Origin of the sequence: Streptomyces sp. NPDC088785 (assembly GCF_044750685.1) — a bacterium.
In the GTDB taxonomy this organism is placed as follows: Bacteria; Actinomycetota; Actinomycetes; order Streptomycetales; family Streptomycetaceae; genus Streptomyces.
Map to the genome: position 1 here is coordinate 182,474 of NZ_JBIVKH010000005.1, position 18,790 is coordinate 201,263.

The following is an 18,790-nucleotide window of genomic DNA, read 5'->3' on the forward strand; positions in this document are numbered from 1 at the left end:
GGATCAGCCGATTCCGGGGATGAGGGAGATGAGCAGGTCGATGATCTTGATGCCGACGAAGGGCGCGACCAGGCCGCCGAGGCCGTAGACGGCGAGGTTGCGGCGCAGCAGCCGGTCGGCGCTGACCGGGCGGTAGCGGACGCCCTTGAGGGCGAGCGGGACCAGCGCGACGATGACGAGCGCGTTGAAGACGACGGCCGACAGGATCGCGGAGTCGGGCGACGACAGGTGCATGATGTTCAGCCGGTCCAGGCCCGGGTAGACCGCGGCGAACAGGGCCGGGATGATCGCGAAATACTTCGCCACGTCGTTGGCGATCGAGAAGGTCGTCAACGCGCCGCGGGTGATGAGCAGTTGCTTGCCGATCTCGACGATCTCGATGAGCTTGGTCGGGTTCGAGTCGAGGTCGACCATGTTGCCGGCCTCCTTCGCGGCCGACGTGCCCGTGTTCATCGCGACGCCGACGTCGGCCTGGGCGAGGGCGGGGGCGTCGTTGGTGCCGTCGCCGGTCATCGCGACGAGTTTGCCGCCCGCCTGCTCCCGCTTGATGAGGGCCATCTTGTCCTCGGGCGTGGCCTCGGCGAGGAAGTCGTCGACGCCCGCCTCGTCGGCGATCGCCTTGGCCGTCAGCGGGTTGTCGCCCGTGATCATGACGGTCCTGATGCCCATGCGGCGCAGTTCGTCGAACCGTTCGCGCATGCCGGCCTTGACGACGTCCTTGAGGTGGATCACGCCCAGGACGCGGGCGCCGCGGGTGTCCTCCACCGCCACCAGCAGCGGCGTGCCGCCGGCCGCGGCGATCCGGTCGGTGAGCTCCCGGGTGTCCTCGGCGACCTCGCCGCCGCGTTCGCGCACCCAGGCGACGACGGAGCCGGTCGCGCCCTTGCGGATTTTGCGGCCGTCGACGTCCACGCCCGACATGCGGGTCTGGGCGGTGAAGGCGATCCATTCGGCGCCGTCCGACTCGCCCGGCCGCCGCTCGCCCGGTCCGTGCTCCTCCTCGGCGAGGGCGACGACCGAGCGGCCCTCGGGGGTCTCGTCGGACAGCGACGACAGCCGTGCGGCGTCCGCGAGTTCGCGGTCGGAGACTCCTCGTACGGGGACGAACTCGGCGGCCTGCCGGTTGCCGAGGGTGATGGTGCCGGTCTTGTCGAGGAGGAGGGTCGACACGTCGCCCGCGGCCTCGACGGCGCGGCCCGACATGGCGAGGACGTTGCGCTGCACCAGCCGGTCCATGCCGGCGATGCCGATGGCGGAGAGCAGTGCGCCGATGGTCGTCGGGATCAGGCAGACCAGCAGGGCGACCAGGACGATCAGGGACAGGTGTGCGCTGCTGCCCGCGGTGGCGAACGACCAGTCCGCGATGGGCTGGAGGGTGGCGACGGCGAGGACGAAGACGATGGTCAGCGACGCGAGCAGGATGTTGAGCGCCGTCTCGTTCGGCGTCTTCTGCCGGGCCGCGCCCTCCACCAGGCCGATCATGCGGTCGATGAACGTCTCGCCGGGCCTCGTCGTGATCTTGACGACGACGCGGTCGGAGAGGACCCGGGTGCCGCCGGTGACGGCGGAGCGGTCGCCGCCGGACTCGCGGATGACGGGGGCGGACTCGCCGGTGATCGCGGACTCGTCGACGGAGGCGACGCCCTCGACGACGTCCCCGTCGCCGGGGATGATGTCGCCGGCCTCGCAGACCACCAGGTCGCCGACGGTCAGCGCGGTGCCGGGGACCTGTTCCTCGCGGTCCGCGACCAGCCGGCGGGCGACGGTGTCGGTCTTCGCCCTGCGCAGGGTGTCGGCCTGCGCCTTGCCGCGGCCCTCGGCGACGGCCTCCGCGAGGTTCGCGAAGACGACCGTCAGCCACAGCCAGGCGCTGATGGTCCAGCCGAACCAGTCGGAGGGGTCCTTGAACGAGAACACCGTCGTCAGGACCGAACCGATCAGCACGACGAACATCACGGGCGTCTTGACCATGACGCGCGGGTCGAGCTTGCGGCAGGCGTCGGGGAGCGACCTGATCAGCTGCTTGGGGTCGAAGAGACCCGCGCCGACCCTGCCCTCGTCGTCCCGGGGCGACTGGGGGCCGGTGGGCGCGTCCGGGTGCGGCGCCCGGGTGGGGGTGGCTGTGGACATGGCGTCCTCTGGATTCCTCGTCTTCCGCGTCTGCGGTGGCTTCTGTGTGTCGGCGTTCATCTAGGACAGCCCCTCGGCGAGCGGGCCGAGCGCGAGCGCCGGGAAGTAGGTCAGGCCGGTGATGATCAGCAGCGTGCCCACGAGCAGGCCGGTGAAGAGCGGCTTCTCGGTGCGCAGGGTGCCCGCCGTGGCCGGGACCGGTCGCTGTTCGGCGAGCGAGCCGGCGAGCGCCAGCACGAACACCATCGGCAGGAACCGGCCGAGCAGCATCGCGAGCCCGATCGTGGTGTTGAACCACTGGGTGTCGGCGCCGAGACCGGCGAACGCGGAGCCGTTGTTGTTGGCGCCGGACGTGTACGCGTACAGGATCTCGGAGAAGCCGTGGGCGCCGCTGTTCAGCATCGAGTCCGGCGGGGTGGGCAGGGCCATCGAGGCGGCCGTGAAGATCAGTACGAGGGCGGGGGTGACCAGGATGTAGCAGGCGGCGAACTTGATCTCGCGGCTGCCGATCTTCTTGCCGAGGTACTCGGGGGTGCGGCCCACCATCAGTCCCGCGACGAACACCGCGATGATCGCCATGATCAGCATGCCGTAGAGGCCGGATCCGGTGCCGCCGGGCGCGATCTCGCCGAGCTGCATGCCCAGCATGGTCAGACCGCCGCCGAAGCCGGTGAAGGACGAGTGGAAGGAGTCCACCGCGCCGGTCGAGGTGAGGGTCGTGGAGACCGCGAAGATCGACGAACCGCCGATCCCGAACCGGTTCTCCTTGCCTTCCATGGCGCCGCCCGCGAGGTCGAACGCCGGTCCGTGGTGGGCGAATTCGGTCCACATCATCAGGCCGACGAAGGCGACCCAGATGGTCGCCATCGTGGCGAGGATCGCGTAGCCCTGCCGCACCGAGCCGACCATCCTGCCGAACGTGCGGGTCAGCGCGAACGGGATGACCAGGATCAGGAAGACCTCGAAGAGGTTGGTGAACGCGGTGGGGTTCTCGAAGGGGTGGGCGGAGTTGGCGTTGAAGTAGCCGCCGCCGTTGGTGCCCAGCTCCTTGATGGCCTCCTGGGAGGCGACGGCGCCGCCGTTCCACTGCTGCGTGCCGCCCGTGAACTGGCCGACCTCGTGGATGCCGGAGAAGTTCTGGATCGCGCCGCAGGCGACCAGGACGATCGCGCCGACCACGGCGATCGGGACGAGGATCCGGACGGTGCCGCGCACCAGGTCGGACCAGAAGTTGCCCAGTTCACCGGTGCGGGAGCGGGCGAACCCGCGGACCAGCGCCACCGCGACGGCGATGCCGACGGCGGCCGAGACGAAGTTCTGCACCGCGAGCCCGGCGGTCTGCACGACGTGGCCCATGGCCTGTTCGCCGTAGTAGGACTGCCAGTTGGTGTTGGCGACGAACGACGCGGCCGTGTTGAAGGCCTGGTCCGGGTCGATCGACCGGAAGCCGAGCGAGCCCGGCAGGCTGCCCTGGACGCGCTGGAGCAGGTACAGGAAGAGGACGCTCACGGCCGAGAAGGCGAGGACCGCGCGCAGGTAGGCGGTCCAGCGCATCTCGGCGCGGGGGTCGGCGCCGATGCCCTTGTAGATCCACTTCTCCACCCGGAGGTGCTTCTCGGAGGAGTAGACCCGGGCCATGTAGTCGCCGAGGGGACGGTAGGCCAGTGCCAGCGCCGCGATGAGCGCGAGCAGCTGGAGCGCACCGGCAAGGACGGGGCTCATGTCGGGCTTCAGAACCTCTCCGGGTAGATGAGGGCGAGGACGAGATAGCCCAGCAGGGCGACGGCCACGACGAGGCCGACGATGTTCTCGGCGGTCACAGCTTCGTCACCCCCTTGGCGACGAATGCCACCAGCGCGAAGACCGCGATCGTGGTGACGACGAAGGCCACGTCGGCCATCGTGAGCTCCCTGGATGATGAATCGGTGGGGTGGGTCGAACTGTCGTTTGTGCTGACAGTGAGAGGAAACCCCCGGTCATGGCCGGTTCCGATCCCCGTTGACGGCTCCCTTACGCGGCCGTACGCGCCCTTGACGGGTCTCTTACGCGGCCGTACGGGCGGGGCCGGGCGGCCGGTGCGTCCGGGGTCTGTCCGCGCACTGTCCTGGAGCTGTCACACTCCGCCCCGGGCTCTGGCCGCGGGGGGTGCGGCGGGCGCATCGTCGAAGCAGCGGACAACCCTCTTGGAGGTGCGCCATGTGTGATCACCGACCCGCGTGCACGAGCCCCGAGCACGTCGTCGCCGCCCACCCCGAGCAGGGCTGGAGCCTGCGGTGCGACGGCCGGATCGTCTTCGACGACACCGGCGAGCTGCTGCCGGACGGGCGGGCGGTCGCCCCGCACCGGTCGTATCCGGCGCCGCTCGCCGCCGCGGCCTGACCCCGCCCGCCGCCCGCGCGGCCCGCGGACCGGCCCGCGGCCGGCCGGATCACGCCCCGGCGACCGCCTGGCCGTCGTCGGGGGCCGCCGTCTCCGCGGCGAAGTGCCGGGTGTCGAGGCGCAGCCGCCACAGGTTGCGGCGGTGGGCCGCGGCCAGTTCGGCCTCCAGGGGGGACGGCGGGACGGCCAGCACCGGGCAGTGGGCGCGGGCCAGGCAGTAGCGGCTCACCGAGGGCTGGAGCAGCCGGTGGAGGGTGCCGCGGTGTCCGGCGCCGACGACGAGGAGGTCGTCCTCCCGGTCGGCGGCCTCCACCAGGACGCGGCCCGGGGCGCCCTGCGCCAGCAGTGCGTGCACGCGGACGCCGGGGCCGTCGGGGAAGACCTCGTCGAGGGTGCCGAGGAGGGTGGCGCGCGCGAGGTCCTGCCAGTCCTCCCCGGGGAGCGGCATCAGCGGGCCGGTGCGGGCGCCGAGCGCGCCGGCGGGCGACCGCCAGGCGAGGACGGGCCAGAGCTCGGCCCGGCGGTGGCGGGCCTCGGCCGCCGCTCGGCGCAGGGCGGTGCGGCTGCCCAATTCGCCGTTCACCCCGACCACGACGCGGAGCTTGCGCGGGGTGGAGGCCGCGGCGGATCCGGACATCGCTTCACCTCCCCTGAGACCGACCGTGGTTCCCGGATGCCCCGTCGGCGACGCGGGACAACACCGCGCGCGGGACTCACCCGCCCATTCCAGCTCCGGGGCGCGGCCGGGACCAGCCGCGGCGGTCCTTCCTGGCGTGTTCCTGACGGCGGCCCGGCCCGTGCGGGAGGGCGCCCGTCACCAGCGCGTCAGCGTCCGGACGATCTCCGTCAACAACCCGTCAGGGCCGGCCCGGGCGGTGGGTGCGGCGGGCATAGCGTCCTCGCCGAACCATCCGCGAAACCCGGATCCTCCAGGAGGCATCCCATGACCGAACCCGTGTGCGGCGACGACCCCGAACCCGTCGAACGGGTCCCGGCCGGACCGCTCTGCGTCCCCGTCCGGCCGGGCCCCTTCGGGCACGCCGCCCGCCTGTTCCGCACCCCGCTCGGCGACCGCACGGCCGTCGGCTTCACCTCCGCCCGCGCGCTGGCCGCGACGCTCGGCCCGGACCAGCCGTGGATCCGGCTCGCGGAGCCCGCGCTGCGCGCCCTGGCCGCGCCGCTGGGCGCCGGCACGGTCACCGTCGATCCGCAGCTCACCGCGCCCGCCCCGGCCCGGCACCACACCCGGGAGCCCCGAGCGGCCGCCACGATCCGGGCGACCGGGCCCGCCGTCGACCGCACCCCTGTCGACCGCACCGCCGTCGACCGCACCGCCGTCGACCGCGCCCCCGGCGATCGCACCGCCGTCGACCGCACCCCCGTCAACCTCACCCCCGTAGACCGCCCCACCGTCATGGACCGGCCGAGGAAGGCGCCCCGATGACCACCACCCACGTCCCCGCATCCGTACCGGAACCCGCCCCGGCACCGGAACCCGCCTCGGCACCGGAACCTGCCCCGGTCACGGCCCCGGCACCTGTGCCCGCGCCCGGGCCCGTGCCCGCCCCCGCCCCGGCGACCGCGGCCCCGGCGACCGCCATCGGCCCCGCGGAGCTCTCGGTGTGGCCCGCCTCCGCCGCCGAGCCCCGGCCCGGTGACGTGACGGTCGGCGGCGTGGCGCTCGCCGAGGTCGCCGCCCGCTTCGGCACGCCGGTGTACGTCCTGGACGAGTCCGAGGTCCGCCGCCGCTGCCGCGCCTACCGGGAGGCCTTTCCCGACGCCGGGATCCACTACGCGGCGAAGGCGTTCCTGTGCCGCGCGATGGCCCGCTGGATGGATGAGGAGGGCCTCGGCCTCGACGTCTGCTCGGCCGGCGAGCTCGAACTCGCCGTCGCCGCCGGGTTCCCCGCCGACCGGATCGTCCTGCACGGCAACGCCAAGACGCCGCAGGACCTCAGCACGGCCCTCCGGTACGGCGTCGGCCGCATCGTCATCGACAGCCCCTCCGAGATAGCGCGGCTGGCCGCCGCGGTCGGCCCCGGCGGCCACCAGAGGGTCATGGTGCGCGTCGTGCCCGGCATCAGCGCGGGCGGCCACGCGAAGATCAGGACCGGCACCGAGGACCAGAAGTTCGGGCTGTCCCTCTCCGACGGCTACGCCCAGCACGCCATCACCCGCATCCTCGACCAGCCGCAGCTCGAACTGACCGGTCTGCACTGCCATCTGGGCTCGCAGATCACCGAGGTCAAGCCGTACCTGTCGGCGGTGCGCCGGATGGTCGGCCTGATGGCCCGCCTGCACGAGCAGCACGGTCTGGTGCTGCCCGAACTGGACCTCGGCGGCGGTCACGGCATCGCCTACCGGCCCGGTGAACCGGTCCTCGACCTGCCCCGGCTCGCCCGCCGGGTCCGCGCCGAACTCGCCGCCGCCTGCGCGGCGGCGCGGCTGCCCGTGCCGCGCCTGATCATCGAGCCGGGCCGGGCCGTCGCCGGTCCGTCCGGCGTCGCGCTCTACCACGTGGTGTCCGTCAAACGGACCGGCGGCCGCACCTTCGTCGCCGTCGACGGCGGCATGAGCGACAACCCCAGGCCCGCCCTGTACGGGGTGCGGTACGCACCCCGGCTCGTCGGCCGGCCGGGCGGCGCCGCGCTCGCGCCGGCCACGGTCGTGGGCCGGCACTGCGAGGCCGGTGACGTGGTCGCCGCCGACGTGCCGCTCCCCGCCGACGTGCGGGCCGGCGATCTGCTGGCCGTGCCGGTCGCCGGGGCGTACCACCTGTCGATGGCGTCCGGCTACAACCTGGTGGGACGCCCGCCGGTGGCCGCGGTGCGCGACGGCCGGGCCCGGCTGCTCGTGCGCCGCGAGTCGATGGAGGACATCCGCAGCCGGGACGTGGGCCTGTAGCCGCGCCCGCACCAACTCTTCGGACAACTTGCATGATCTTCCTGCGGAAGGAGGGATCCCGCGCCTAGGGTGCGGAGCGTTCGATTCGTCGCTCAACCGTTCGCACCCGCACGGCGCCCGCACGCAAAGGAACGCTCCATGAAGGAACGCCGGTACCGCATCCTGGTGACCGGTTACGCGATCTCCTCGTATGGGACGTACCTGAACCTGGTCGCGCTGAACCTGTACGTGTACGCGGTGACGGACCGGGCGCTCGCCGTCGGCGTGTTCATGGCCGTCCGGCTGGCCGCCGGGTTCCTGGCGGGGCTCGGGGCCGCGGCGCTGCTCGCGCGGTGGGCGGCGAAGCCGGTGATGTTCTGGGCGAACGTGGCCCAGGCGGCCGCGCTGGCGCTCCTGGTCTGCGCGCCGGACGGGCTGCGCACACCGGCGCTGTTCCTGGTCTCCGCGGTGGTCGGCGGGGCGGGCACCTTCTTCATGGTCGCCTTCCGCAGCTCGATCCCGGACATGGTGGACGAGGGCCGGCACACCTGGGCGAACTCGCTGATGGTGAGCGGCCGTTCGATGGCGATGGTGGTCGGGTTCGCGTCGTCGGGTGTCGTGGTGTCGCTGCTCGGCTACCGGGCCGCGTTCCTGCTGGACCTGGTGACGTTCCTGGTCTGCGCGGGCACCGTGGCGCTGCTGCCGCCGGCCGCGCGGCCGGAGCGGGCGGAGTCCGCCCCGGCCGCGACGGGCCGCCGGCGCACCCCGGGCGCCCTGGCCGCGCTCGCCGCCGCCCCGGTCATCGCCCTGATGGTCGCGCTGCGCGGGATCGACGCGCTCGGCTCGTCCTCGCACAACGCGGCGCTGCCGGTGTACTCCACGCAGTTGGACGCCGACCGGCCCGCGGTGTTCGTCAGCGTCTTCTGGTGCGTGTGGGCGCTCGGCAACGTGCTCGTGCAGCAGGTGCTCCAGCGGTGGGTGAAGCGGGACGGGCGGTCCGTCGGGGCGCTCGGGTTCGGGCTCGGCACGATCGCGATGTCGGCGACGTTCATCCTCGCCTTCGCCGGGCTCCCGTGGGCCGTGACGATCGTGGTCGCGCTGCTCGCGGGCGCGGCCGACGGGGTCACCGAGGTGTCGTACAGCTCGCACCTCCAGACCCTGCCGACGAAGCTGCGCACCCATGCGTTCGGGCTGTCGGCGACGGTCGAGAACCTCGGCTTCGGCGTCGGCATGATCGTGGTCGCGGCGGTCCTCGACGTGTTCTCCCCGCTGTCGGTGGTCGGCGTCGCGCACGGGGTGGCGATCGTGGTGGCCCTGGTGTTCGTCGCGCGGGTGCTGCGGCGGCGGCGCTCCGGCGCGGCGTCCCCGGAGGAGGGAGGCGGCGATGCGGGACCGGCGCGTGGCGGTCGTCGGGATGGCGCTGAGGTTCCCGGGAGCTGACGGCCCGGACGCGTACTGGCGGGACATCGCGGCGGGCGTGACGCACGTACGCCGGTTCGGTGACGCCGACTTCGCGGCGGCCGGGGTGCCGGAGGCGACGTACAAGGAGCCCGGCTTCGGCGGGGCGAGCGCGCCGCTGCCCGGGATCGACGGCTTCGACGCGGCGTTCTTCGGGATGAGCGGGCGCGAGGCGACGGTCACCGATCCGCAGCAGCGGCTGTTCCTTGAGTGTGCCTGGCACGCGCTGGAGGACGCCGGGTACGCGGGCACGGACGCCCGGGTCGGGGTGTACGCGAGCGTCGGCTACCGGCTGTACTCGCTGCACAGCTACCTCGCGCGGAACATCGGGGAGCAGGCGGACGTCGACGACTGGACGGCCGTGAAGCAGATCCAGGTCGGCAACTACCCGGACTTCACGGCGAACCGGGCCGCGTTCCGGCTCGGCCTGACCGGTCCCGCCGTGAACGTGGCCACGGCCTGTTCCAGTGCGCTCGTCTCCGTGCACCTGGCCTGCCAGGCGCTGGCCGCGGGCGACGCGGAGATGGTGCTGGTCGGCTCGGCGGCGCTGCACCTGCCGCAGGTCACCGGGCACCGGCGGGTGAAGGGCTCGACGCTGTCGCCGACCGGCACGGTGCGGGCCTTCGACGCGGCGGCGGACGGCACGGTCGGCGGCAACGGCGTGGCGGCCGTGGTCCTCAAGCCGCTGGAGCGGGCGCTCGCCGACGGGGACACCGTGCACGCGGTGATCCTCGGCTCGGCGGTCACCAACGACGGCGCGGACAAGGCCGGTTTCGCGGCGCCGGGCGTGGCCGGGCAGCGGGACGCGGTGCTGGGCGCGCTGGCGGCGGCCGGGGTGCCCGCGGAGTCGGTGCGCTATCTGGAGGCGCACGGCACGGGCACGTACAAGGGCGACCCGATCGAGTTCGCCGCGCTCACCGAGGCGCTGCGCCGGCACACCGGGCGGCGCGGGTTCTGCGCGCTCGGCTCGACGAAGCCCGCGATCGGACACCTGGACAGCGCGGCCGGGCTCGCGGGGCTCGTCAAGGCGATCCTGGTGCTGCGGCACGGCGTCGTCCCGCCCCTGGTGAACTTCACCCGGGCCAACCCCCTGCTCGGCGTCGAGGACAGCCCGTTCACGCTGCCGCGCCGGGCCGCCCCCTGGCCCGCCGACGCCGACGGCCCGCGCCGGGCGGGCGTGCACGCGATCGGGATGGGCGGCACCAACGCGCACGTCGTCCTGGAGCAGGCGCCGCCCGTCCCGCCCCGCACGCCGTCGGCCGCTCCCCCGCTGCTGCCGCTCACGGCCCGTTCCCCCGGGGCCCTCACCGCACTGGCCCGCGCGTTCCGCGACCGGCTCGTACGGGGGCCGCGCCCCGACCCGGCCGACCTGCTGACCACGACGGCGCTCGGCCGTCCCGCGCACGGGCACCGGCTCGTCGTCACCGGGGACCCCGTCGAGGGGCTCGACGCGTTCCTCGCGGGGCGCCCGGACCCGGCCCGCTACCGCACCGGCACGGTGAACGTCGGCACGTCGCCCGTGTTCCTGTTCAGCGGCCAGGGCGGGGTACGGCCCGGCATGGCGGCGGCGCTCGCGGAGCGGTTCCCGGTCGTCGCCGAGACGCTGGAGGAGTGCGCGCGCGTGCACCGGCGGGAGACGGGCCGCACCGACTTCCGCGAGCGGCTGACGGCCGCGGCCGGGCCGACCGCGGGCCACGGCGGCGGCTGGGACACGGCGTTCGCCCAGCCCGCCCTGTTCGCGTTCCAGGCCGCGCAGGTGCGGCTGTGGGCGTCCCTGGGGGTGCGCCCGGCGGCGGTCGGCGGGCACAGCGTCGGGGAGTACGCGGCGCTGTACGCGGCCGGCGCGCTGACCCTCGACGACGGGATGCGGCTGCTGTGCCGCAGGGGCCGCCTGACGCAGGACACCGCGCCCGGGGCGATGCTGGCCGTGTTCGCGCCGTACGAGCGGGTGCGGGCGCTGCTCGACGAGGTCGGCGCCGGGCTGGAGCTGGCCGTGGTGAACGGTCCCGCGCACCACGTCGTCGCGGGTCCCCCGGCGGCGGTGGCGGCGGCGCGGCGCGCGCTCGGCGACGTGCCGTGCGAACCGCTCCCGGTGGACCGGGCCTTCCACACGGCGCTGCTCGACCCGGCGCTCGACGATCTGGCGGAAGCCGTCCGGGAGGCCGGGCTGCGGCCGGTGGGGACGGCGTTCGTGTCCGGGACCGACGGCGCGGTCCGTGCGCCCGGCTGGCTCCCCGACGCCGGGTACCTGGTCCAACAGGCCCGGCGCACCGCGGACTTCCACGCGGTGCTGCGCGCCCTCGCCGACCGGGACGTCCTGCTGGAGCTGGGGCCGGGCGCCCCGCTCACCGGCATGGCGCGCCGGGCCCTGCCCGGGGTGCCGTGCCTGCCGACGCAGGGCCGGGCGGCGGGCGCAGACGGGCTGTGGCAGGCGGTGGCCGCGCTGACCTGCGCGGGTGTGGCCGTCGACTGGCGGGCGCTGCTCGCCGGGGACCCGGGCCGCCGCATCCCGCTGCCCGGCTACCCCTTCCAGCACCGCTCCTACTGGACGGGCCCCGCCCCCGTCCCCGTACCCCCCGTGGAGGACGCAGTGACCGAACAGGACCAGACCCTTCCGGTGCTCACCCGGGTCCGCGAGCTGACCGCGCACCATCTGGGCTTCACCATGGACGAGGTGGCGCCCGCGCAGAGTTACGTGGGCCTCGGCGCCGACTCGCTGCAACTGATCGGCATGCTGCGGCAGTTGGAGGCCGAGTTCGACGTGCGCATCGCGATCCGGGAGATCCTGGAGGACGCGGGGACGCCGGAGCTGACGGCCCGGCTCATCGCGGAGCGGCGCGCGCGTCCCGCCGCGCCGCCGCGGGCCCGGGTGATCACGCCCGGCGAGGAGCGGCCGGCCGTGGCGGAGGAGCCCGCTCCGTACGCCACCCGCGCCGAGGTCGCCGAACTCACCCGGCAGATCGATCTGTTGGCCGAGACGCAGACGGCGATGCTGACCCAGCTGTCCGAGGCGGTGGCCCTGCTCGGCGCCGACCGCGGCGCCCGGTGACGGCGTCGGCGGCGGACCGCGCCGCGCAGCTGTCCCGGGACCTCACGGCGCGGCTGGCCCGCGCCCGCAGCAGCGCCGGCGCGACCGCCGAGCAGCACGGGCCGCGCGTGGTCGTGCCCGCGGACGCCGGGATGGCGGGCCGGGACGCCGACGCCCGGCAGCGGGCGCACGCCGCCGAGCTGGCCGCGCGGCTGGGCGAACGCACCGCCTCCTCCAAGGAGTCGGCGCAGCGGCAGCGCGCGGTGCTGGCCGACAGCCGGGCCGTGGTCGGGTTCCGGCGGGCCACGAAGGAGACGCTGTATCCGCTGGCCGCCCGCTCGGCGCGGGGCGCCCGGCTGACCGACATCGACGGCAACACCTACACCGACATCACGATGGGCTTCGGCGCGCTGCTGCTCGGGCACGAGCCGGAGTGCGTGACGGAGGCGGTGCGGGCCCATCTCGACGGCGGGCTGCGGTTCGGGCCGCGCCCGGTCGAGGCCGGTGAGGTCGCCGAGCTGCTGGCCGGGCTGACCGGCATGGAGCGGGTGGCGTTCGCGAACTCCGGCACGGAGGCGAACTCGGGCGCGATCCGGCTCGCCCGCGCGGCGACCGGCCGCGACCGCGTCGTCATGTTCCGCGGCTCGTACCACGGCCACATCGACCCGCTCCTGGGCCGCCCCGGGCCGGACGGCGGCCGGGCGGTGCCGGTGTCGCGCGGCATCCCGGCGAGCGCGGTCGCCGATCTGCTGGTCCTGGAGTACGGCAGCCAGGAGGCGCTGGACACCATCGACGCGCTCGGCGACACGCTCGCGGCCGTCGTCGTGGAACCCGTGCAGTGCCGCAATCCCGGCCTGCGGCCCGTCGCGTTCCTGCGCGCGCTGCGGGAGCTGACGCGGCGGCGCGGGATCGTGCTGCTCTTCGACGAGATGCTGACCGGGCTGCGCCCGCACCCGCGCGGCGCGCAGCACCACTTCGGCGTGGTCCCGGACCTGGCCACGTACGGCAAGGCGCTCGGCAGCGGCTATCCGGTCGGGGCGATCGCGGGCCGCGCCGATCTGCTCGACGGGGTCGACGGCGGGTTCTGGCGCTACGGCGACGACAGCGGGCCGGGCACCGAGACCACGTTCTTCGGCGGCACCTACCTCCAGCACCCGCTGTCGATGGTGGCGGCCAAGGCGGTCCTCACCCGTCTGACCGCCGAGGGCCCGGCGCTCCAGGAGCGTCTCAACGCCCGGACGGACGCGCTCACCGCCGACCTCGACGCGTTCTTCCGCGACGAGCAGTTCCCGCTGCGGACCGCGCACTTCGGGTCCATGTTCCGCTTCACGCACCGCGCCGACATGGAGCTGCTGTACCCGCACCTGCTGCTGCGCGGGATCTACGTGTGGGAGTGGCGCAGCTTCTACCTGTCGACCGCGCACACCGACGCGGACGTGGAGCGGATCGCGGACGCGGTGAAGGGCTCGCTGCGGGACCTGCGCGAGGGCGGCTTCTTCCCGGCGCGGCGCAGGCCGCCCGCCGCCGCGCCGGAGCCCCGGCGGCCGCGCCCGGCGCCCGACTTCGGCATCTACTTCTTCGGGGACCACCCCGACGCCGAGGACACCTCGCAGGCGTACGAGCGGGTCGTGGAGACGGCCCGGTTCGCGGACAGCCACGGGTTCAGCTCGCTGTGGATCCCCGAGCGGCACTTCCACTCCTTCGGCGGGCTCTTCCCGAACCCGGCCGTGCTCGCCGCCGCGCTCGCCCGGGAGACCGAGCGGATCCGGCTGAACGCGGGCTCGGTGGTGCTGCCGCTGCACGATCCGGTGCGGGTCGCCGAGGAGTGGGCGGTCGTGGACCGGCTGTCGGGCGGCCGGGTGGGCCTGGGCTGCGCCACCGGCTGGCACGCGCAGGACTTCGCGCTGCATCCCGGCCGGTTCGCCCGGCGCAAGGAGATCGCCTTCGAACACCTCGACGCCGTACGGGAGTTGTGGCGCGGCGGGACCGTGCGCCGGGACGGCGGCGACGGCCGCCCGGTCGACGTGGCGACGCTGCCGCGGCCGGTGCAGGAGGCGCCGCCGATGTTCCTGGCGACGTCCGGGCGACGGGAGTCGTACGAGGAGGCGGCCCGCCGCGATCTAGGCGTCGTCACCCATCTGATGCATCAGAGCGTCGCCGAACTCGCCGCGCACATCGCCCACTACCGGGCCGCCCGCGCCCGGCACGGCCTGGACCCGGACGCGGGCCGCGTCACCGTCCTCCTGCACACGTATCTCGCCGACGACCACGCGACGGCCCGGGCGCAGGCCCGCGAGCCGATGACCCGGTATCTGCGCTCGTCGCTCCAACTGCGGGCGGCGGCCGGGGCGGTGGCCTCCGGCGAGCAGGACGTGGCACGGGCGAGCGAGGCCGATCTGGAGTATCTGTTCCTGCGGGCCTACGACCGGTACTGCGACGAGCGCGCGCTGATCGGCTCCCCCGCGACCTGTGCACCGGTGGTGGCGGCGCTGCGCGCGGCGGGCGTCGACGAGATCGCCGCCCTGGTCGACTTCGGGATGCCCGCGGACCTGGCGCGGGCGGGCCTCGACCGGCTCGCCGCGCTGCGGGAGGCGACCGCGGCGGAGCCGCGGGCCGCCGTCGAGGACGCCGGACAGGCCACTGTCGAGGACGCTGTCGAGGCCGCTGTCGAGGCCGCTGTCGAGGACGCCGTGGCGCCCGCGACCGCCGCCCAGCGCCGGCTCTGGCTCGCCGCCCAGCTGATCGGCGACCCGGCCGCGTACAACGAGGTGCAGGCGGTGCGGCTGCGCGGCCCGCTCGACGTGGGCGCGCTGACGGCCGCCGTCGCCGGGCTGGCGGACCGGCACGCGGGGCTGCGCACGGTGTTCCGCGCGGGCGGCGCCGACGGCCTGCTCCAGCAGGTGGTCCGCGCGTCGACGCGCGTCACGACGGAGCTGACGGACGCCGGGGAGGAGGACCCGGACGCGGCGATCGCGGCCGCCCTGCGCGCGGCGAGCACCCGCCCCCACGACCTCGCCGAGGGCCCGCTGTTCGCCCCGCACCTGCTGACGCTCGCCGACGACGACCACGTGCTGGTGCTCGGCCTGCACCACCTGATCACCGACGGGCACTCCGCGCGGCTGCTCGCGGACGACCTCCAGGAGCTGTACACGGCCCGCGTCGAGGGCCGCGCGCCGCGCTTCCCCGAACCCGCCGGGACGACCCTCGACCCGCCCGGACCCGCCGCGGACGGCGAGGGGGACGGCGAGGGGGACGGCGACGGCGACCTGGAGTGGTGGCTGAAGACCCTCGACCCGCTGCCGCCCGTGCCGGCGCCGCCGACCGACCGGCCGCGCGGGCGCCGGACCCCGGGGCGCGGCGCGGCCGCCGAGGCCGGGCTCGACGCGGCACGGACGAGGGCGGTGCAGGAGTGGAGCGGGCGGCACGGCGTCACCCTGTTCGCGACGCTCCTGACCGCCTGGCAGCTGGTGCTGCGCGAGCGGACGGGCCTGGACGACTTCGTGATCGGCTCGACGTTCGCCCGGCGCACGCCCGCGACGGCGCGGACCGTCGGCTTCCACGCTGCGGTGCTGCCGCTGCGGGCGACGCTCACCGACGGCATGCCGGTCGCCGCCGCCGTGCGGGCCACGCGCGACGCGCTCTTCGAGGCGGAGCGGCACCAGCGGGTCGACCCCGACGACCTCGCGGCCCGGCTCGGCGGTGGCGCGGGCCGCACCCGCCCGCTGGTCACGGTCTCCGCCGACCTGGACACGGCCCCGCTCACCCGGCTCGCCCTGCCGGGGCTCACCGCGTCCGACGTCCCGGGCGGCGCCTCGTCCGCACCCCTCGAACTGGCCCTCATGGCGGTGCGCACAGCGTCGGGTCTGCGGCTGCGGATCCGCTACGACGCCGACCTCTTCGACGACGCGACGGTCCGCGGCCTGCTGGCCGACCTCGACCGGGTGCTGCGCGCCATGGTGGACGACGCGGCGCGCACGGTGCGGGACACGCGCCCCGGGCCGGCCGCCGCGCACGACGGCGTGCGGGCCGTGTGGCGGTCGGTGCTCGGCGTCGGCGACGTCGCCGACGACGCCGACTTCTTCGACCTGGGCGGCAACTCGATCACGGCGATCCGGCTGGTGAACCGGGTGCGGGAGGAGCTGGGCGCGGAGATCGCCCTCGCGGACTTCTTCGCGGACCCCACGCCGCGGGCGATGGCCCGTCGGCTGGCGGGCGCGCCGGGGACCGCGGACCCGGGCCCGCGCGGGGGCGGGGACGGGGTCGTCGACCGGGCTCCGGTCAGCCCCCAGCAGGACCGCATGATCGCCGGTCATCACGCCGTGCCCCGCGCCGAGGTGTGGAACGTGCCGACCCTGATCCGCTTCGGGGGCGCCCTGGACCCGGAGGCGCTGCGCACGGCCCTGGCGGGGCTGGTGGAGCGGCACCACGCCCTGCGGACCCGGTTCGTGCGGGGTGCGGACGGCGCCTGGCGGCAGGAGGTGGTGGCCGCGCCGCCCCCTCGGCTGCGGGTCGGCGACCTGTCGCGGCTGCCGTCCGACGCGGCGCGGGAGCGGGCGGACGCGGTGTGCCGGCGCATGGCGGCGCAGCCGTTCGACCTGGCCGAGCCGCTCTTCCCGCGGTGCCGGCTGCTGAAGGTGGCCGACGACAGCTGGGTGCTGATGTTCGTGCTGCACCACGCGTGCGCCGACGGCTGGTCCCACTCGGTGCTGCTGGCGGAGCTGGCCGAGCTGTACACCGCGGCCGCGGCGGGCCGCCCGCCCACGCTGCCCGCGCCGTCCGCGCAGGCCCCGGACTACGCCCGCGCCCAGCTCGCCGCGCACGACCCGGTCGAGGAGGAGCGGCGGGCCGCGTTCTGCGCCCGGTACCTGGAGGGCGTGCCGTGCGCGCTGGACACGCCCACGGACCGGCCGCGGCCCGGCACGCTCAGCGGAGCGGGCGGCACCGTGCGCGGCACGGTCCCCGCCGAGGTCCGCGCCGCCCTGGAGACGCTGGCGGCCTCGGTGCGGCAGACGCCGTTCGCGGTCGCGGCCGCCGCGCTCGGCGTGCACCTGGCGCGGCTGTCCGGGCAGCGCGACGTGCTGCTGGCCGTGCCGTACGCGAACCGGGCGGGCACCGCCGGTGACTCGCTGGTGGCGATGGTGTCGACGTCGGTGATGGTGCGGGTGCGGATCGACCCCGGCGACACCTTCACCGATCTGGTCGCCCGCACCGGCGCCGAGGCCCTCGCCGCGATGGCGCACGTCCTGCCGACCGCCCGCATCATGCGGGCGATGCGCGACGCGGGCGCCACCGAGGTGCCCGACCGGGTGCCGAACGTGCTGGCCTTCCAGAACTATCCCGACACCGACATCGAGATCCCCGGACTCGACGTCGAGGTCACGGACCTGGCGCCGCCCGTCGCCCGCGCCGAGCTGGTCTTCGGCCTCTCGCCGCGCCGCGACCCGGCGCGCGGCCTGCGCACCTTCCTGGAGTACTCGGCCGACCTCTGGGACGAGGCGACGGCCGACGGACTCCTCTCCTCCTACGCCGTGCTGCTCGGGGAGCTGTGCACGCACCCCGGGCGCCCCCTCGCGGCGCTGCTCCACCACCCTCATCCCTCGCCCCAGGAGGCGGACACCGCATGAACCTGCCCACGCAAGCCGAGCACGTCGAGGACCTGCTGACGTTCCTGCGGGAGAGCCCGTCCCCGTACCACGCGGTGGCCTCGGCGGTACGGCGTCTGGAGAAGGCCGGGTTCACCGAGCTGACCGGCACCGACGAGTGGTCCGGCCACAGCGGCGGCCGCTACCTGGCCAAGGGCGGCGCGCTGATCGCCTGGCACGTGCCCGAGGGCGCCCCGGCCCACGCGCCGTTCCGCATCATGGGGGCCCACACCGACTCGCCGAACCTGCGGGTGAAGCCGACGCCGGACACCGGGCGGGCGGGCTGGCGGCAGGTCGCCGTGGAGATCTACGGCGGCGTCCCGCTCAACACCTGGCTCGACCGGGACCTCGGCATCTCCGGCCGGCTGACCCTGCGCGACGGCACCTCGACCCTCGTCCGCATCGACGAACCCCTGCTGCGGGTACCGCAGTTGGCGATCCATCTGGACCACGGCGTGAACGACGGGCTCGCCCTGCACCGGCAGCGGCAGACCCAGCCCATCTGGTCGCTCGGCCCCACGGAGAAGGGCGCCCTGCTGCGCCGGGTCGCGCACGGGGCCGGGATCGAGGCCGCCGACATTCTCGGCTGGGACCTGATGCTGCACGACGTGCAGCCGCCCGGACTCCTCGGCGCGCAGCGGGAGTTCATCGTGTCGTCGCGGCTGGACAACCTCGTCTCGGTGCACGCCGGGGTCACCGCGCTGCTCGCCGCCGCCGCGACGGCGGCGCCCGGCCGGGTGCCGGTGCTCGCCGCGTTCGACCACGAGGAGTCGGGCAGCGGCTCCGAGACGGGCGCGCAGGGCCCGCTCCTGGAGCGGGTGCTGCACCGCTCGGTGACCGCGCGCGGCGGCGGCGCCGAGGACTGGGAGCGGGCGCTCGCGGGCGGCCTGTGCGTCTCCGCCGACATGTCCCACGCGGTCCACCCCAACTACGCGGAGCTGCACGACCCCGACAACCACCCGCTGCCGAACGCGGGCCCGGTCGTGAAGGTCAACGTGAACCAGCGGTACGCCACCGACGGCACCGGCTTCGCCGCGTGGGCCGCCGCCTGCGAGCGGGCCGACGTGCCGTGGCAGCGGTTCGTGTCCAACAACGCGCTGCCGTGCGGGACGTCCATCGGGCCGATCACGGCGGCCCGGCTCGGGGTGACCACGGTCGACGTGGGCGTGCCGGGCCTGTCGATGCACTCCGCGCGCGAACTGGTCGGGGCGGACGACCCGGGGCATCTGGCGCGCGGGCTCGCCGAGTTCGTGACGGCCGGGTGAGGCGC

10 protein-coding genes and 1 pseudogene are annotated in these 18,790 nt (G+C 75.1%); 7 read left to right on the forward strand and 4 right to left on the reverse strand.

Annotated elements, in window-relative coordinates:
• Positions 1-3: 3 nt before the first annotated feature.
• Genes kdpB through kdpF form a run of 3 tightly spaced genes read right to left on the reverse strand, consistent with a single transcriptional unit; the run spans position 4 to position 3,950 of the window.
• Positions 4-2,130, reverse strand: a complete 2,127-nt coding sequence (gene kdpB / locus ACIP5K_RS17920) for a potassium-transporting ATPase subunit KdpB (RefSeq protein WP_401410526.1) — start codon at positions 2,128-2,130, stop codon at positions 4-6.
• A gap of 60 nt (positions 2,131-2,190) precedes the next feature.
• Positions 2,191-3,852: a potassium-transporting ATPase subunit KdpA gene (kdpA, locus tag ACIP5K_RS17925; protein WP_401410527.1), complete on the reverse strand. Its 1,662-nt coding sequence runs from the start codon at positions 3,850-3,852 to the stop codon at positions 2,191-2,193.
• 8 nt (positions 3,853-3,860) lie between these two features.
• Positions 3,861-3,950, reverse strand: coding sequence for a K(+)-transporting ATPase subunit F (gene kdpF, locus ACIP5K_RS17930; protein ID WP_018533641.1), 90 nt, complete (start codon positions 3,948-3,950; stop codon positions 3,861-3,863).
• Positions 3,951-4,326: 376 nt separating this feature from the next.
• Between kdpF and ACIP5K_RS17935 the strand changes: the two genes are divergently transcribed.
• Positions 4,327-4,509 (forward strand): DUF5999 family protein, encoded by a 183-nt coding sequence (locus ACIP5K_RS17935; protein WP_401410530.1) that lies wholly within the window; start codon positions 4,327-4,329, stop codon positions 4,507-4,509.
• Between the two features lie 49 nt (positions 4,510-4,558).
• Here the strand turns inward: ACIP5K_RS17935 and ACIP5K_RS17940 are convergent, their stop codons facing one another.
• Entirely contained in the window at positions 4,559-5,146 is a 588-nt protein-coding gene (locus ACIP5K_RS17940) for a universal stress protein (protein WP_401410532.1), read from the reverse strand.
• 306 nt (positions 5,147-5,452) lie between these two features.
• Here ACIP5K_RS17940 and ACIP5K_RS17945 point away from each other — a divergent pair.
• The 6 genes and pseudogenes from ACIP5K_RS17945 to ACIP5K_RS17970 form a co-directional block, all read left to right on the forward strand.
• Positions 5,453-5,743: pseudogene (locus ACIP5K_RS17945) on the forward strand (SAV_915 family protein); the annotation flags it as partial.
• A gap of 323 nt (positions 5,744-6,066) precedes the next feature.
• Entirely contained in the window at positions 6,067-7,413 is a 1,347-nt protein-coding gene (lysA, locus tag ACIP5K_RS17950) for a diaminopimelate decarboxylase (protein ID WP_401410534.1), read from the forward strand.
• A 138-nt stretch (positions 7,414-7,551) separates the two neighbouring features.
• Positions 7,552-8,832, forward strand: coding sequence for an MFS transporter (locus ACIP5K_RS17955; RefSeq protein ID WP_401410535.1), 1,281 nt, complete (start codon positions 7,552-7,554; stop codon positions 8,830-8,832).
• Complete coding sequence (locus ACIP5K_RS17960) at positions 8,777-11,899, forward strand: type I polyketide synthase (RefSeq protein WP_401410537.1); 3,123 nt, start codon at positions 8,777-8,779, stop codon at positions 11,897-11,899. Before ACIP5K_RS17955 ends, ACIP5K_RS17960 begins: the two co-directional genes overlap by 56 nt.
• Entirely contained in the window at positions 11,896-17,502 is a 5,607-nt protein-coding gene (locus tag ACIP5K_RS17965; protein ID WP_401410539.1) for a MupA/Atu3671 family FMN-dependent luciferase-like monooxygenase, read from the forward strand. The genes ACIP5K_RS17960 and ACIP5K_RS17965 overlap by 4 nt, the downstream gene beginning before the upstream one ends.
• A complete protein-coding gene (locus ACIP5K_RS17970) occupies positions 17,499-18,785 on the forward strand; it encodes a M18 family aminopeptidase (protein WP_401410541.1) in 1,287 nt (428 codons plus the stop codon). The genes ACIP5K_RS17965 and ACIP5K_RS17970 overlap by 4 nt, the downstream gene beginning before the upstream one ends.
• The last annotated feature ends 5 nt before the right edge of the window (positions 18,786-18,790 follow it).

Bases quoted from the DNA above. Each gene is read 5' to 3' on its own strand.
- kdpB (WP_401410526.1), bottom strand. From the start codon at position 2,130: ATGTCCACAGCCACCCCCACCCGGGCGCCGCACCCGGACGCGCCCACC.
- kdpA (WP_401410527.1), bottom strand. From the start codon at position 3,852: ATGAGCCCCGTCCTTGCCGGTGCGCTCCAGCTGCTCGCGCTCATCGCG.
- ACIP5K_RS17935 (WP_401410530.1), top strand. From the start codon at position 4,327: ATGTGTGATCACCGACCCGCGTGCACGAGCCCCGAGCACGTCGTCGCC.
- ACIP5K_RS17940 (WP_401410532.1), bottom strand. From the start codon at position 5,146: ATGTCCGGATCCGCCGCGGCCTCCACCCCGCGCAAGCTCCGCGTCGTG.
- ACIP5K_RS17955 (WP_401410535.1), top strand. From the start codon at position 7,552: ATGAAGGAACGCCGGTACCGCATCCTGGTGACCGGTTACGCGATCTCC.
- ACIP5K_RS17960 (WP_401410537.1), top strand. From the start codon at position 8,777: ATGCGGGACCGGCGCGTGGCGGTCGTCGGGATGGCGCTGAGGTTCCCG.
- ACIP5K_RS17970 (WP_401410541.1), top strand. From the start codon at position 17,499: ATGAACCTGCCCACGCAAGCCGAGCACGTCGAGGACCTGCTGACGTTC.